The sequence below is a fragment of the Actinoplanes sandaracinus genome (assembly GCF_030009775.1).
GTDB classification, from domain to species: Bacteria; Actinomycetota; Actinomycetes; order Mycobacteriales; family Micromonosporaceae; genus Actinoplanes; species Actinoplanes sandaracinus.
On sequence record NZ_JASCTH010000021.1, the window covers coordinates 14,262 to 29,313 of the forward strand.

The following is a 15,052-nucleotide window of genomic DNA, read 5'->3' on the forward strand; positions in this document are numbered from 1 at the left end:
CCGGATGTGGATGCGTAGGTTCATCGCGAAGCCATAGACAGGTCTATCTACTGTGACTCTGGCGCATCGCGACTCGGTCGAGTCGCGCGCTGGGCAGGGACCAATCGGCGGGAGGGTAGCTGTGGAGTTCGACCAAGTGTTCTGGTACGTCTTCCTGCTCCTGTTGTTCTTCGGCGGAAGTCTTGGCGGGTTCGTCCAGCACCTTCAGTCGCGCCGGCACAAGTTCAAGTTGAACATGGCCAAGGAGAAAACAAGGTTGGCGCAGGCGCAAGCGAAGCTGGCGGAGGAGCAGAACCGGCAAACCGCGCTGGAGGTGAGGAAAGCAGAGCTGGAGATCGAACGCTACGACCGGCGGGTCTCCGGCAGGCTGCCTGTTCCACGGCTTCCCAGCACTGCCGAGAATGAGGTAAAGGATGCAGGCGAGACGCTGTAGCGCCTACCGTAAGCGGACGCCGAGCGAATTCTATCGCTCCACCCTTGTGGATCAGCCGCAAGCCTCGGCGAGCTGATCCGGGTGTCAGGGTTACTGAGCTTTTGGGGTCAGGGTGGCGCCAATCCGCTGGTGGCGAGGAAGAGGAAGGCGAGGGTGGGCCGGTACTGCATCCGCTTGAGTCGGTTCTTCGGCCTGAAGGACGTCGTCGATGCCGCCGGGCGCGAGGTTGGCCATGCCGCGTTTGAGTATGGACTGCATGTTCTCGACGGGGTTGAGTTCGGGGGGCGTAGCCGGGGATCCGGTAGACGCGCAGCCAGGGCCGCGCGGTGATGAGGGCGCGCATCTAGGCTGACTTGGGCGCGGGCAGGCCGTCCCAGAGTGGGACGCTCGGTGCGCCGAGGTGCTGGTAGGCGGCGTCGAGCAGCTCAGCGAAGTGGGTTTCGCCGAAGCGTTTCGGCTCACCCTTACGTCCTCGGTGGACCATGGTGCGGTAGATGACGCGCGGCTGGTGTCCGGCGCGGTAGGCGACGATTCCGGTTCAGGCCTGGGTCCCGGCTTCGGCGGGCGCTTGCCCGGCCCGGGGCCGGGCCGCCCGGATCACCGCGCCGGCCAGTCCGAAGGAGATGATCGCGCCGGTGGCCAGGCCCAGCGGCTCGTGCAGGAACCACTGGGGGATGTCGCGTTGCGGCACGGCCACGGCTCCGGCCAGTGCGCCGAGCAGCCCGAGGTAGGAGCCGGTCATGAACCGCCGGTGCACCTCGATCCGGTGGGTCATGGCGGCCCACAGCGCGATGGACAGGGTGACGAACGTGACGATCGACAGGCCGTGGATCCAGCTGAACCGGCCGGGCCTGATCTCCCGGATGGCGAAGGAGCTGAGGATCGTCCAGTACATAGCGGCGACCCAGACCCGGCCCGTCCATCGGTGCGCCCGGTCCCCGCGGGTTCGCCGGAGCAGGTTGTAGGCCCCGAGAACCAGAGCGATGGTGGCGCCACTCGCGTGCAACACGATAACGACGTTATTCGCCATAACGCTGTTATAGCCCCGTGTGTGCCGCACGTCAACGGGATTGACGCCGGCTCGCGCCCGCGCGGCGTACCCAGAAAAATGCCTCGCTGCCGGGTGTGACGAGCCGGCAGCGAGGCAGTGAGGGGGGTCAGCGGAGCGCGGGCTCCGCCGGCTCCGTGGGGGCGGTGACGTGTGGGGCCGGATGGGCCCGTTCGAGGGCCGCGCCCTCGACGTCGACGTTCGGCAGGATGCGGTCCAGCCAGCGGGGGATCCACCAGGCCGAGCGGCCCAGCAGGTGCATGACCGCCGGGATGAGCAGCATCCGGACCAGGAAGGCGTCGACGAGGACACCGAAGGCCAGGCCGAAGCCGAGGGACCGGATCATCGCGGTGTTGGAGAAGATGAACCCGCCGAAGACACTGATCATGATGATCGCGGCGGCGGTGACGACCGTGCGGCCGGCGTGGACGCCCTGCTGGACGGCGAGGCGCGCCGGGGCGCCGTGCGCGTACGCCTCCCGCATGCCGGACACCAGAAACAGCTGGTAGTCCATGGCCAGGCCGAACAGGATGCCGATCAGGATCGTCGGCAGGAAGCTCAGCACCGGGCCCGGGTCGTGGATGCCGAAGACCGCGCCGAGCCAGCCCCACTGGAAGATCGCGGTGACGCCGCCGAACGTGGCGAACAGCGACAGGATGAAACCGAGCGTCGCGGTCACCGGGACCAGGATGGACCGGAACACCAGGATCATGATGATCAGCGAGATGCCGATGACCAGCCCGAGATAGCCGGGCAGGGCGTCGGCCAGTTTCTCCGAGATGTCGATGTTGCCGCTGGCGCTGCCGGCGACGCCCAGAATGATGTCGCCGCTTCCCTGGGAGCCGGCCACCGGTGAGAGGCCGCGCAGATCGTGGACGAGCTGTTCGGTCTCGCCGCTGGTCGGGCCCTCCTGCGGAATGATCTGGAAGGCGAGGGTGCGGTTGTCGGCGGACGCGCCGATCGGGGCGATCGCGGTCACGTTGTTCTGCGCCAGCAGCAGGTTGCCGATGCGGACCTGTTCGGCCTGCTGAGCGTCACCGGTGAGCGGGGCCGGCAGATCGGCGACGACGACCAGCGAGCCGTTGACGCCGGCGCCGAACTGCTCCTCGATCATCTTGAACGCCTGGTACTGGGTGGAGTCCTGCGCCTCGGACGAGCCGTCGGGCAGGCCGAGCCGCATCGACAGCGCCGGGATCGCCACCGTGATGAGGGCGACCAACAGGGCCAGGACGGTGACCACCGCCCGGCCGGTGCGCATCGGCTTGACCGTGACGTTGCTCTGCGAGCGGGCCTTGCGGTTGAGGACCCGGGTGCCGATGAGGGCGAGCAGGGCCGGGGTCAGGGTCACCGCGAGGAGCACGGCCACGGCGACGCAGATCGCGGCGACGGTGCCCATCAGGCCGAGGAACGGGATGCCGGTCACGTTCAGGGCGAGCAAGGCGACCAGCACTGTGGAGCCGGCGAACACGACCGCGTTGCCGGACGTGCCGTTGGCCAGCCCGATCGACTCGTGGAAGTCGACGCCGTCGAGCAGCTGGCGCCGATGCCGGTTGAGGATGAACAGCGAGTAGTCGATACCGACGGCCAGGCCCAGCATGACGCCCAGCACCGGGGTGATCGACAGCATCTCCACCGTGCCGGACAGCGCGAGCGAGGCGGTGACGCCGATGCCGACACCGGTCAGGGCGCTCAGGATGGGCAGGGCGGCGCCGATCAGCGTGCGCAGCATGACCAGCAGCGTGATCGCGGCGATGATCAGGCCGACGATCTCACCGACGCCGATGATCTCCGGCAGGCCCTGGGTGATCTCGTTGGAGTACTCCACCTCGACCCCGGCCGGCAGGCCCGCGTCGATGTGCTGGACGACGCGCTCCTTGGTCTCCGGGGTGACGTCGAGTTGCGGCACGGTGAACTGGACCTGCGCCACCGCGGTGGCGCCGTCCGCCGACACCGTGCGGATCGGCGCCGACATGGTGAGCAACTGCTGGCCGCGGGCCAGTTTCGCGGCCTGCTCCTCCAGCTCCCTGCTCTTCTGGATGAGGAGGGCCTGCTGGGCGTCGACCTGTGCCCGGGTGGCGGCGTCCAGGTCGTCGCCGAAGCTCTTGGCCTTGTTGATCTGCTGCTGGCCGTCGGCGATCTGCGCGCGGCCGTCAGCGATCTGCTTCAGGCCGTCGGCGACCTGCGCCTTCTGGTCGGCGATCCGTTTCTCGATCGTGAACGGGTCGGTGGTCGAGCCGACGCCCTCCAGGTCGGCGGTCGACCTGAGCAGGGCGGTGATCGCCGAACGCTGATCGTCGGTGAGCGGCGACTCGTCAGCGGTGTGGAAGACGAGTTTGCCGTTGCCGCCGGCCGCGACGGGCAGCCGTTCGGCGAGGCGGTCACTGACCTTCGCGGTCTCGGTGCCGGGAATGTCGACGACCGGGGACAACTCGCCCCGGGCGACGAAGTAGCCGGTGACGGCCAAGCCCAGGATGACGAGCCAGGACGCCAGGACGGCCCCGGCCCGCCGGGCACAGAGCCGGCCCAGACGGTAGAGAAACTCGGCCAATGTGTCTCGTTCCTTCTAATAGCCGGTGCGGACGTTGGTGATCATGCGGTCGAGCAGCTGGTGCCACAGGTCGCGAGACCCGGTGTCGGTGGCCGCGGAGGTCACGGTGATCCAGTGGGTGGCGACCACCACCGTGCCGTTCATCAGCGAGCTGACCAGGATCGCGGCGTCGAGGGGATCGGCGTCGGGATAGCGGCGGGCCAGTTCGCGGGCCATCTCCTCGGAGGTCCGCTGGAAGGTCGCGAGGAAGATGTTGGTGGCCTGCGGGTCGCCGGCCGCGAAGCCGCCGAGAGCACGCCAGAGGAAGGCGATGATGCCCGGTACGTCGGTCGCGCGCAGTGCCCCGGCCACGTCCTCGAACATGGACGCCCGCTGACCGGAGGTCACGGTCGTGCGGAAGCCGGCGATCGCGTCGCCGAGCATCTCGGTGCAGACGGTGGTGACCACGTCGTCGATCGAGGAGAAGTGGTTGAAGATCGTGCGCCGGGAGACGTCGGCCCGCTCGGCCAACTGGTCGACGCTGAACCGGACGCCCTCGGTGATCAGCGCGTTCGCGGCGTCGAGGATGGCGCGCCGGTGGCGTGCTTTCAGGGCGGCCCGCCGGTCGGGGGGCACCGCATCGGTCGTCACAGTTCCTACACTAAGTGCATCGTTGCACTGCGTGCAACGCAAATCCGCCCTCCGCCGGATGAACGGCGAAGGGCGGCTTCTCGGCGAAGAGTCAGAGGCGCTGGGTCTCGGTCGTCGAAGGGTGCAGCTCAGCGGTGGTCTCCTTGACGAACTTGCCGGTGCTCGCGCTGCGGTTGACCTCGCGGTCGCCGTGCTTGGAGTCACCGCCCACCTGCTCGGTGGTCGTGGTGCGCGGGTTCCGCTCCGCGGTGCTCTCCTTGACGAATCGCCCGCTCTTGGCGCTGCGGTTGACCTCGTGCTCGTTCCCGGCCATCGGGGGGCCTCCTCGTCCGGTAGTGACTGCCTTGCATCCCTACCTCTGCCCGCTCACGCGGTCCGGAAACAACCGTCACCGATGTGATTACCTCGTGAACGCTGCGGGCGACGGCGTCAGCACGATGGCCGGTGGGCCCTCACCGGGCGGTGAGGGCCTGGTCGAGGTCGGCGATCAGGTCGTCGGGGTGTGCGTGAGCGCCAGGTGAGGCCGTCAGTGCAGAGAATGCCCAGTGATGGCCGGCAGTAGCGAGCCGCTGGTTTTTGATCCGGCGGTGCATGACGCTCACGCTCTTGCCGGAGGCCCGGGTGACCGGCGCTGAACCGGCATAGGATTTGATTGCTTTCGCGTCAGTGAAGCGGGATCGGTCATCACCGATCTCGCCAAGGACCCGGGCGCCGATGAGTCGACCGAGGCCTGCGAAGCTGGTGATGATCTCGGCGTCCGGGTGCTGATCAAAAGCCTGCTCTGCCGCGGTGGCGAGGTCCTCAGCGCTCACGCATGCGGCGTCCAGGGCGCGTAGCAGTGCCAACGCCTGACGACCCAGCGCTTGTTCGACCAGGGCGGGCTGACGCATGTACTGGGCGGCGAAGAATACGCGCAGCCGTTGCGCTTCGGCTTTGACACCACGCTGCCGGCCGGCGCTGCGAAGCAGATCCGCCAGCTCGTCAAGGTCGAGATCAGCGGCCCGCGCCGGTGTCGGCGCGGCGGCCAAGACCGCCCTGGCCTCGGGGCGCATGATTCCGCCGCGTACCTCGCGGAACGCAGCAAGAAACCCCGGGTAGTACTCGCGCAGCAGTGAACGCAGCTTGTTATGCGCTTGGGTGCGATCCCAGACGGCGTCCTGCTGAGCGCGGGCCAGTACGGCGACCGTCCGTGCCAGGTCCGAATCTGCAGGCAACGGCCGGTGCATGTCCAGGTCAGTTCGTAGGATATTGGCCAGCACCATCGCGTCGGCGTGGTCTGACTTCTTGCCGGAGACCACGTGCCGATCGCGGTAACGAGCCACCGCCATCGGATTGATCGCGAACACGGCACGGCCGCTGGCTCTCAGGCAGGCGACCAGCAAACCACGTGACGTCTCGATCGCCACAGGAATCGGCGCCCGTGCGCTGTCTCCGGCTTCGGCGAGCAGTTGGACCAGTTCTCCGAAGCCCGTGAGGTCGTCACTGACACGCCGCCGGGCCACCAACCTGCCGTCCACATCCACTATTGCCACGTCATGGTGCTGCTCGGACCAGTCGATCCCGCAGAACACCACCATCGGCCACTCCCTTCCATCGTCGGCGTCGACCGCCTGCTGAGGTCACACCGCGCCCTAATGAAAGGACTCCTGGTCCACCATCCCACTGGCGGTTCCTGACCTCGGACTTCCACAGAGCTCTGCTACTTGTCGAGGACTCACCGGTCCCGGCTCACACAACAGATACGCCGGAGTTTCGGCACGGCCACGTCGATGGTGCCGATGCGGGTGTCGAGCTCGCGGTGGCGGTAGCCGTTACGGGAGTTGACCCGATCCGGGCTGACCGCGCCGTACTCGGCGCCGCAGATCGCGTCGGCCTCAGCCGACAGCAGGGAGTTGATGACGGTCGACAGCAGGTGACGCATCAGATCCGGTGACGCGTCGGTCAGCGCTTGGCCGAGCAGGCCGGCAGGGTCGATGATGTGAGGTGCGGTCATCGCGATAGATGCCTTTCGAGAGTTCCGTGAGACGTTCGCTCGAAAGATCACGCGATGGCCGCGCTCTATGCCGGACGGGATGTCCGACGAAGACGATCACGCCAACCGCGTTACACCACTATCAGGGACTCCACTCTGGCGGGTGAGGCCTCTAACCCTTCGCGAAGCCGTTGCGTGTCGGCCGGCGATGTATTTCGGGGACTCTCCGGCCGAGGATTGGCCCCTGGTGATCGCGGCCTGGACGGCCGTCGATCTTCTGGAGTACGTGGCCACGCCCGAGCCTCGTGTAATGGTGACACTGCATCGAGATGGTGACGTCTCGGCCGCGGTCACCGGAGGTCGGCTGAGCTGGCCTGTGAGCGCCAAGCCGTGGCCAGTGGAAGACTTGATCCGCGAGCGAATGTGGTGGCGCCAGCTCAGCTCCTCCATGACGGTGGTCGTACTCCGCAACGGCACACCGCCAGAGACAGCCGAAACCGTCGGTAGCGAACTGGTCTGGAACGACCTCGATATTGCGGTGCGGTGGGCTCTCGATGCCGAATTCCTAGGTGTCCGGCCTCGATCGTGGTGGCGAGATGGCGTGGCGAGGCTTCGAGCCGTCTTCGATAGCAATAGCGTCCGACTGCGGCCGGACCGGCAGCTTCTGGTCACCGATGAAGCGGCCGGGACTGTGGCGTCCATCCCCTGAGAGAACGCCACGGGACACATCGTTCTTCCGACCCGCCGCAGTATCGCCGGACCGTACCGGCTCGGCGCCCCGGAATTCCGCGGGGCGGAGGGCGCTGTCGGCGGCAGATCAGTGAAGGTAGTGGCCTGCCCGCCAATGCAGTTGTTGGGCGCCCCACCCGTCATTACGGTTGGCATCGTGACGGCGGACCTGTTCGACGCGGCAGCGATGTACGACGACGACTATCTGCATTTCTTCGCCTCGCCGGAGGGCGACAATGGGCCCACGCACGGTCCAGTGGTGGGAACGGCGTACGCCGCCACGTCTGGCGCCACTGACATCGTCTGGCGGCTGCTGGATCTGCAACCCGGGATGAGCGTGCTTGATCTGGCCTGTGGCCACGGTGCGCTGGCCAACAGCCTGGCGGCCCGCGGCTGTAAAGTCACGGGTCTCGACTCGTCGGCGGTCTTCCTCGACCGGGCTCGCACTGACGCCGCGGCGATGACGGTGGACGTCGAGTACGTCTCGGGCGACATGCGACAACTTCCGGCCTGGACCGACCGGTTCGACCGTCTGATCAACTGGACGACAGCCTTCGGATACTTCGACGACCTCACCAACCGCAAAGTTCTGGATGAGATGGCGCGGGTCATGCGGCCCGGCGGGCGGATGGCCATGGATTTGGACAACCTGTCGAGGTTTTTGGCGTCATATACGCCATCGCGGATCACGGCTGCCCGGGACAACGGTGACATTCTTGTCGACCGCAACGACTTCGACCCGCTGACCGGGCGGTTTGAGGTTCAACGCACGGTGGTTCGCGACGGTCGAGCCCGTAAACTGACCTTCCTCAAGCGATTGTTCGGCTTTCCTGAACTGCGCGACTGGTGCACAGCTGCGGGGTTCACCACCGTGGCAGGGTACGGCGAAGACGGGGAGCCCTTGAATACCCAACACAATCGGATGATCCTGATCGCGGAGCTTCAATAGCCCTCCGCACTGATCTCGGCAGTTCAGCACGTCGACTGTGTCACGCTGGCGACCACCCAGCGTGACGAGCCGTCGCTGGCCGGTGTGCACGATCAGCGGCCAGGTCCGGATAACGGCTGGCGGTCCGGTGGCGTGCCGCGTCAGGGCGAACCGTGATCACTATTCAACGAGTGCGTGTGCGCTGGAGTGCGGCAGCACGTGGAGCGCCGGCGGCGAACGCCCGGCGGGGTCTGCTGTGCAACCCAGCGGCGCTTCCGACGTCGCGCGCTACTGGGCCGGGATCCCGCTTCTTGCGATTGGTCTCAGTCGAGGTTCTCGGTGACGAACATGCCGGACGACGAGGCGACCCTACGCTGGGCCACCACGGTTCTCATGGACCCAGATTCGGTCGCTCGACGGTTCGCAGCCGAGGCGGTTCACTCCCGCGCCCGAGCTGAACCCGGTCGAGAAAGTCTGGTCGACGATGAAGGGCAGCCTCGCGAACCTCGCCGTCCGCACCGCCACCGAGTTGCTCGCCGCCGTAAAGAACAGACTCAAACGAATGCAATATCGGCCCGGTCTGGTCGACGGCTACCTCACCGGAACAGGTCTATCTCCACCGTCCCCGACCAGACCCTGACCGCAAAAGGTGTCTAGACGTCCGGGCTGTCGCTCTCACATCGGCTGCCCACCTTGGTGTGGCTCTCATTTGGCCTGCGCAGTCCCGGGCGCCGCTACAGGGCAGGGAGAGGCTCGAGAGAGGTGTGCGCAGCTCAAAGTAGCGTTGTCCGCCCAGCTCACCGAACCGTCGGATCGAGCAATGGAGGGCATATGAGCCATGGCAGCGTGTGGTCATCGGCATGGACCCGCACAAACGCTCCGCCACCGTGCCATTGATCAGCGGCACCAGCCGAGGTTTCGGGCCACGCCGGCGTGAGCCCTTGCGGTGCCGGACGTTGAGTTTGCCGTACCGTCCCAGCTCCCACCGCACGTCGTCGAGGTCGAGCATCCGCGCTTCGTTGATCCGGAGGCCGACATCCGCGGCCAGCCGGGCGACCGCGTAGTTGCGGGCGGCCGGAGCGAACTTGCGGCAGGTGGCCAGCTCCGCACGCCACCCGGCGAACAACTGCTCGATCTCGGCCTCGGCCGGCGGGATCCGCAGTTGTGGTTCGACCGAGGCCCGCGGCCGGTTCATCTCGTCGAGCGGGCACTCGGCTACGCGGCCGGTCAGGTCGTGCTGTCCATCAGCCCCGCCGACGCCCGGGCCAGCACGAACCCGGCCAGCACATCGGTCTCGAACCCGGCCAGCTCCTGCGCGGTCGCCGGAGCTCGCGCACCGCGGCCCGGCCCAACCCATACCCCTTCGACGCCCTCGGTTCGCGTAACACCCGTGAAGTGATCCCCCGATGCACTTAACGGGCGTTACGCGGACAGGGTGGTCAGCATAGGGCCATGATCCACCAGGCTGTCAACCTGTGTTTATTCTTGCGCCGTCAAGCTTCACGCACGTTTATTGACGCTCAGCAACCTCTGGGAGTTGGACGACGTGGGATTGCGGGGTTGTTCGGTTACAGATTGTAAGGGCAGTGCCCAAGGAGGTGATGTTGCGCACATCTGCGCGCTGGGGTGGCCGACGGGGCAGCGCGCCAGCTCCGGAAGGCACGGTGAACCCGCGCCGGTGGAAGAGGGGCCCTATCCTTCCCGGCCTGAGGGCTCCCTTGTGACGAACTGGCTAGGGACACCTTATGATCATGTCGGTCTAGCCAAACGGACGTTGAGTGGTCCCGGGATGGGCTCAACGGCCGTTGCGTGAGCGGGGTGGGGGCTTACGCTCACGCAAGGCCGTTATTTGATGGCAGATGGGGCGGGGTGCTGACGTGCGCGAACACGTCTCTTGCGCCGTCAAGATGCATACAAGGAGTTCGGTCCATGGTCGACGTCGACGCAGCACGCGGTGAGGAACCGTTGCCCCCACTCGGCACCCTCAGCGCCAGGTTGAACTACCTGTTCGACACGATCCGGCCGACGCCAGACGAAGTGTCGGGCTCAGATGAGCCCAACCGCCGGTACACCAACAAGGAGATCGCAGACAAGATCAATGCCGTCTCTGCGGAGTCCAGCGTCACCATCAGCGCCGCCTACATCGGCGAACTCCGCCGCGGCATCGCCACGGACCCGCGAACCTCACACGTGCGCGCGCTCGCACGTGCGTTCGACGTCGACCCGGCGTTTTTTGTCGACGACAAGGCGGCGCGCCGCATCCAGGAACAGATCGAGACGCTGATTGAACTGCGGCGGATGGACGTTAAGCAGGTTGCCCTGCGCCACCTCCTTGCCGATACTGGCCTGTCTGTCACTAGCGCCTTGCTGGTGGAGCAAATGATTGAGCAGCTTCGGACAGTGGAAGAAGGACGCGCCAGCGACCGTCCTCAGGTGGACCCTCCGTCAGGCGCGGCCGGCTAGCGGTGCTGGTATTAGCTCAGTGGGAGTATGTGGATGACCCATGGGGAGGTCAGGTGGTGGTAAACCGGCAACTACGTCGGCGGTGCGAGCAAGCCATCGCCGATCTTGACGTGCCGCAGCCCATCGACATCCACAAGCTGTGCCAGGTGCTGAGTGAGCGAAACGGCCGCCCCATCCACTTATTGCCGATGAAGCTGCCAGTCAACAGCCCATGCGGGATGTGGGTACGCACCACCGCTTTCGATGCGGTGTTTTACGAAGCCGAAACCAGCGTGCTGCACCAGCTGCAGATCATCGGTCACGAGCTGGGGCACCTCATCGGCGGACATCAGGCCTCGGAGGTGCTGGACGCGCAGGCGTCCCGCCTGCTGCTGCCCGACCTCGACCCAGCGCTGGTACGCCGATTCCTCGGCCGCAGCAACTATTCACGCGACGAGGAACGCGAAGCCGAAATGATCGGATCTCTGCTCGTCAAGCAAGCCGATCTCAGCACTGCCCCCGCCCCGGCAGATACACCACCCGAGCTGACCGACATCATGAACCGGCTCCAGCACTCCCTCGCACACCACCGCCGGAGTCCTCATGGATGACGTTCTCTACCCACTGTTCGCCGGCATCGCATGGCTCGCCTTCGGCTTCAAGGCCGCCGCGCTGCGGCATGACCCCTCGAGCCCACCACTGCGCTCCATGACGGCCACCTTTCTGACGCTGGCGTCCGCGATGACGTTCGCCACGCCGTGGGTGTACCTCGGCTTCGACGCTTTCGTCAATGTGCCGAACCTGGCACGGTTGTGCACTCACGTCAGCGTCATGGCGCTGAGCCTGTCGGTGCAGGGATGGCTGCTGTACTGGGCGTCGCCGGAAAACCTCCGCCGCAGTCTTCTGCGCAGGGGCGCGCTGTTCCTCGTTGTCGTCGCCACCATGACCGCCCTGTTCGTGCTAGCCCCGGTCGACGAGGAAACCCTCGATTTCAGCACCCGCTACGGTGACGCGCCCTACGTGGCGTACTACATGACCGTCTACGTGACCTACTTCGGCGCGGCGCTCATCGACATGGCCCGCCTGTCGTGGCGCTACTCCAAACTCGCCGGCGAGTCGTTCCTTCGGCTCGGGCTCCGCCTGGCGTCGATCGGCTCCGCCATGGGCTTCGTCTACGCGTTCGAGAAGGGCGCGTACGTCCTCGCCCGCAACTTCGATGTGACTCTGGTGCCGGATGTGGTCCAGGAATCCATGGGTCCCGTGGTGGGAGGCAGTGCCGCGTTCACCCTTGTCATCGGCATGACGATCCCGGTGTGGGGACCGCGTCTGGCCCAGATTGGCCCTACTGCTCGTCGCTACCGGGCCTATCGCTCGCTCAATCCGCTGTGGAGCGCCCTTTACGCCGCTCGGCCGGAAATCGCGTTGGAAGCACCCGACCGGCGCCGCGACGAACTTAGCATCGACGACATCGACTACCGCCTGCTGCGGCGAGTCATCGAGATCCGCGATGCTCGGCTGACCCTGCGCCCCTACCTCAGCGCAGACACCGCGGAAACGGCCCGTCGGCGCGCCACCGAAAAGCACCTGGGCCCGGAAGAGACCGAAGCCGTCGTTGAGGCGGCGGTGCTGGCCGCCGGCATCCGCGCCGCGCAGAGCGATACCCCTGCCGAGCGGCCGTATCTGACGACACCGGACGGCGGACAAGATTTGTCCAGTGAGACCGCCACGCTCGTGCGGGTCGCTCGCGCGTTCACCCGCTCGTCTATCGTCACCGCCGCGGTCAGCGACCTCGAAGCCATGCCGAAAACCACGCAGGAGCCCGTGGCATAACGATGGTCGACACGTCCACCGCACCACGGCCACACAGCAAGATCACCACATTTGCGAAGATCACGACAGATGTCACCTCCGTCGGCGTGCTCGTCGCCGTACAGGTGGCGTTAGCCGCTTGGCATAGTGCGTCCGATGCGTCCAGTGCGCTGAGCTACGGAGCGCTCGCGGTCACGTTCGCCAGCATCATCCCCATGGCCTACGTGTTCTACGGCACGCATTTCGGCGACCTGGTCAGCCACCACATCCCGGTTCGCCAGCGCAGACTCATCCCGATGTGCGTCGGCCTGGCCTCCCTGACCGTCGGCGCGCTTGTCCTTGCCCTGATCGGCGCGCCGGCCTACCTGGTCAACGTCATGGTCATGAACGTGGCCGGACTCGCGATGCTGACCGCCATCACGCTGAGCTGGAAGATCTCCGCGCACACATCGACGACAGCCGCGACCATCACCATGCTGGTCTTCGTTTTCGGGCCGCCGGCCCTGATCGCGACGCCTGCCGTGCTACTCACCGGCTGGTCGCGGCTGCATCTACGCGCGCACACTCGCAGCCAAGTCGTCATCGGCGCCATCCTTGGCGCCGCTGTCAATGCCGGCCTTCACCTAGCGCTCTGACTCATTGCCGGGTCTGCTGCACCGGTAGGTGACAGGTCAAGTCACGCGGCCTGACTGGCCGATGGGGTCATGATGGTTTCGTACTCGACCGGCGTCAACCGGGACAGTGATCGTTGGCGTCTGCGGCGGTGGTAGGTCCGCTCGACCCAGGTGACGATCGCCGTCCTCAACTGCTGCCGGCTCGACCAGCTCCGGCGGTCGAGGACGTGGTTCTGCAGCAGGCCGAAGAAGGACTCCATGGCGGCGTTGTCGCCGGCGGCGCCGACTCTGCTCATCGACCCGATCATGTGGTGCTGGTTCAGCGCGTGGACGAACTCACGGCTGCGAAACTGCTTGCGACCCGCGATCGGTGTGCAACACGCAGCCGACGATGTTCCCGCGCCGGGCCGCGGCGTTGTGCAGGGCGTTGACGGCCAGCCTCGACTTCATGCGGGAGTCGATGGAGTAACCAACGATCCGGTTGGACCACACGTCCTTGATCGCGCAGAGGTAGAGCTTGCCCTCATCGGTGCGGTGTTCGGTGATGTCGGCCAGCCACAACCGGTTCGGAGCGCCGGCGGTGAAGTCACGTCTGACGAGGTCGTCGTGCACCGGCGGTCCCGGCCTGCTGCTCTTGCCCCGGCATCTCTTGCGGCTGAACGTGCTCCACCAGCCCATGCCGGAACAGATCTTCCAGGCCGTTCGCTCGACCATCGGCTGACGGCAGCACGGGCCTCGTCGGTCAGGAACCGGTAGCCGAACTCTGGGTCGTCACGATGGGCGTCGAACAACGCGTTCGCCCGGTACGCCTCGGCCAGGTCGGCGTCGGTGACCGGGCGGGAAAGCCACCGTCTCCCCTGACAGCGACGCCCAGCACCTGGAGAAGTCGGGTGCCGCGCGCGCCGAGATGGGCAAGGGCCGTTCGATGGGGGAGGGGTGGATCACGGTCGACAAGACGGCCCTCGCCGAGGAGAACGACTTCACGTACTGGATGACCGCAGCGCTGTCTTTCCACGCGCAGGGCTCAGGCGGGAAGCCGGCGACTAGGTCCAAGACCGAAGCAAAGTAGCCCGGTCCCCGCCGGGGCGGGGGCCCAGGGGGCAAACCAGCAGCCCTCCCCGGATAACCTGAGGAGGCCCACCACCCGGTCCGGTTCGGCGGCGTTCGGCAGGAAGCCCAACCGGGATGTCTGTGGTGCGTAGCGCGACGGCGTGCTCGCAGTCTCCCTTGACCTTGAACCGCAGCACGCGGTAGCCCACACGTGTCGAGACCCCCGGCTGGCCGGGCGGGTCATCGCGTCTTAGGCACCTCGACCTCCTCGTCCGGCACGACCGGCGGAAGATCCTCGTCGAGGATGCTGCCCCACTCTCCAGCGGCCTGCGGCTCCGCCGACTCGCCCACTCGCTGGCCGTCGTCATCCTCGTCCGAAACCCGCTCCTGCATGGTCATGACCCGCTCCTTCCGCCGCCACTCCTCGAACCTGCATCGTCGCAGGTCAGGCCGCCGATCTAGGCGGAAACGGCGCCCTCGACTCCCCCCTCCCCATGTGTGCGTGACTCGGGCGCCGTCGTTGGGTGTCGTTCCAGTTCCTTAGCGGCGGGACGATCCACTCAGCGGAAGTGGAACAGGTTCTACCGTCGCTCGGCTTCGACTCAATCCCGTTGCTGCTCGCGGGACTCATGGGGAGCCTTGTCCTTGCTTCGCTCGGTGGCGCCCCACCAGCCCGCACCCGCGGCTATGCCGATAGCGATGCCCATCGCTACGTTGTCGAAGATCATGCCGAACACCGCCCCGAACGCTATACACAGGGCGATACGTTCGCCGCTGTCAAGATTCCACTGCGTGTGTTGCCTCTGCTGTTCCATGCAGTCCTCCTCGAACGTCCCCTTACCCCAAGAT

Annotated in this window: 15 protein-coding genes and 3 pseudogenes; 8 read left to right on the top strand and 10 right to left on the bottom strand. The window is 66.4% G+C overall.

Going from position 1 to position 15,052, the window contains the following annotated elements; all coding sequences use genetic code 11:
* Positions 1-121: 121 nt before the first annotated feature.
* The gene (locus QLQ12_RS28840; RefSeq protein WP_282763705.1) at positions 122-433 is read left to right on the top strand and encodes a hypothetical protein; all 312 of its coding nucleotides are present in this window, start codon (positions 122-124) and stop codon (positions 431-433) included.
* A gap of 343 nt (positions 434-776) precedes the next feature.
* Here QLQ12_RS28840 and QLQ12_RS28845 read toward each other — a convergent pair whose 3' ends face one another.
* The 7 genes and pseudogenes from QLQ12_RS28845 to QLQ12_RS28875 all read right to left on the bottom strand — a co-directional run.
* Positions 777-917: a hypothetical protein gene (locus QLQ12_RS28845; protein ID WP_282763706.1), complete on the bottom strand. Its 141-nt coding sequence runs from the start codon at positions 915-917 to the stop codon at positions 777-779.
* 54 nt (positions 918-971) lie between these two features.
* On the bottom strand, positions 972-1,442 hold the full coding sequence (locus QLQ12_RS28850) for a DUF2306 domain-containing protein (RefSeq protein WP_282763707.1): 471 nt from the start codon (positions 1,440-1,442) through the stop codon (positions 972-974).
* 148 nt (positions 1,443-1,590) lie between these two features.
* A complete protein-coding gene (locus tag QLQ12_RS28855) occupies positions 1,591-4,029 on the bottom strand; it encodes an MMPL family transporter (RefSeq protein WP_282763708.1) in 2,439 nt (812 codons plus the stop codon).
* Positions 4,030-4,044: 15 nt separating this feature from the next.
* Positions 4,045-4,659, bottom strand: a complete 615-nt coding sequence (locus QLQ12_RS28860; protein WP_282763709.1) for a TetR/AcrR family transcriptional regulator — start codon at positions 4,657-4,659, stop codon at positions 4,045-4,047.
* A gap of 91 nt (positions 4,660-4,750) precedes the next feature.
* Complete coding sequence (locus tag QLQ12_RS28865; protein WP_282763710.1) at positions 4,751-4,972, bottom strand: hypothetical protein; 222 nt, start codon at positions 4,970-4,972, stop codon at positions 4,751-4,753.
* A 187-nt stretch (positions 4,973-5,159) separates the two neighbouring features.
* A pseudogene (locus QLQ12_RS28870) lies at positions 5,160-6,236 on the bottom strand (IS110 family RNA-guided transposase); the annotation flags it as partial.
* A 167-nt stretch (positions 6,237-6,403) separates the two neighbouring features.
* Positions 6,404-6,652 (bottom strand): annotated as a pseudogene (locus QLQ12_RS28875) (transposase); the annotation flags it as partial.
* 226 nt (positions 6,653-6,878) lie between these two features.
* Here QLQ12_RS28875 and QLQ12_RS28880 point away from each other — a divergent pair.
* From QLQ12_RS28880 to QLQ12_RS28910, 7 genes are all read left to right on the top strand, one after another.
* Positions 6,879-7,340 (top strand): hypothetical protein, encoded by a 462-nt coding sequence (locus QLQ12_RS28880; RefSeq protein ID WP_282763711.1) that lies wholly within the window; start codon positions 6,879-6,881, stop codon positions 7,338-7,340.
* Between the two features lie 177 nt (positions 7,341-7,517).
* The gene (locus QLQ12_RS28885) at positions 7,518-8,309 is read left to right on the top strand and encodes a class I SAM-dependent methyltransferase (protein WP_282763712.1); all 792 of its coding nucleotides are present in this window, start codon (positions 7,518-7,520) and stop codon (positions 8,307-8,309) included.
* 925 nt (positions 8,310-9,234) lie between these two features.
* The gene (locus QLQ12_RS28890) at positions 9,235-9,687 is read left to right on the top strand and encodes a hypothetical protein (RefSeq protein ID WP_282763713.1); all 453 of its coding nucleotides are present in this window, start codon (positions 9,235-9,237) and stop codon (positions 9,685-9,687) included.
* Between the two features lie 530 nt (positions 9,688-10,217).
* A complete protein-coding gene (locus QLQ12_RS28895; protein WP_282763714.1) occupies positions 10,218-10,751 on the top strand; it encodes a hypothetical protein in 534 nt (177 codons plus the stop codon).
* A 53-nt stretch (positions 10,752-10,804) separates the two neighbouring features.
* On the top strand, positions 10,805-11,341 hold the full coding sequence (locus tag QLQ12_RS28900; RefSeq protein ID WP_328518316.1) for a M48 family metalloprotease: 537 nt from the start codon (positions 10,805-10,807) through the stop codon (positions 11,339-11,341).
* A complete protein-coding gene (locus QLQ12_RS28905) occupies positions 11,334-12,560 on the top strand; it encodes an MAB_1171c family putative transporter (protein WP_282763715.1) in 1,227 nt (408 codons plus the stop codon). Before QLQ12_RS28900 ends, QLQ12_RS28905 begins: the two co-directional genes overlap by 8 nt.
* A gap of 2 nt (positions 12,561-12,562) precedes the next feature.
* Positions 12,563-13,174, top strand: a complete 612-nt coding sequence (locus QLQ12_RS28910) for a phosphatase PAP2 family protein (protein WP_282763716.1) — start codon at positions 12,563-12,565, stop codon at positions 13,172-13,174.
* Positions 13,175-13,215: 41 nt separating this feature from the next.
* On the opposite strand, the pseudogene QLQ12_RS28915 reads toward QLQ12_RS28910, so the two are convergent.
* The 3 genes and pseudogenes from QLQ12_RS28915 to QLQ12_RS28925 form a co-directional block, all read right to left on the bottom strand.
* Positions 13,216-14,004 (bottom strand): annotated as a pseudogene (locus QLQ12_RS28915) (IS3 family transposase); the annotation flags it as partial.
* Positions 14,005-14,443: 439 nt separating this feature from the next.
* A complete protein-coding gene (locus tag QLQ12_RS28920) occupies positions 14,444-14,602 on the bottom strand; it encodes a hypothetical protein (protein WP_282763717.1) in 159 nt (52 codons plus the stop codon).
* 203 nt (positions 14,603-14,805) lie between these two features.
* The gene (locus QLQ12_RS28925) at positions 14,806-15,018 is read right to left on the bottom strand and encodes a hypothetical protein (RefSeq protein ID WP_282763718.1); all 213 of its coding nucleotides are present in this window, start codon (positions 15,016-15,018) and stop codon (positions 14,806-14,808) included.
* Between the last annotated feature and the right edge of the window lie 34 nt (positions 15,019-15,052).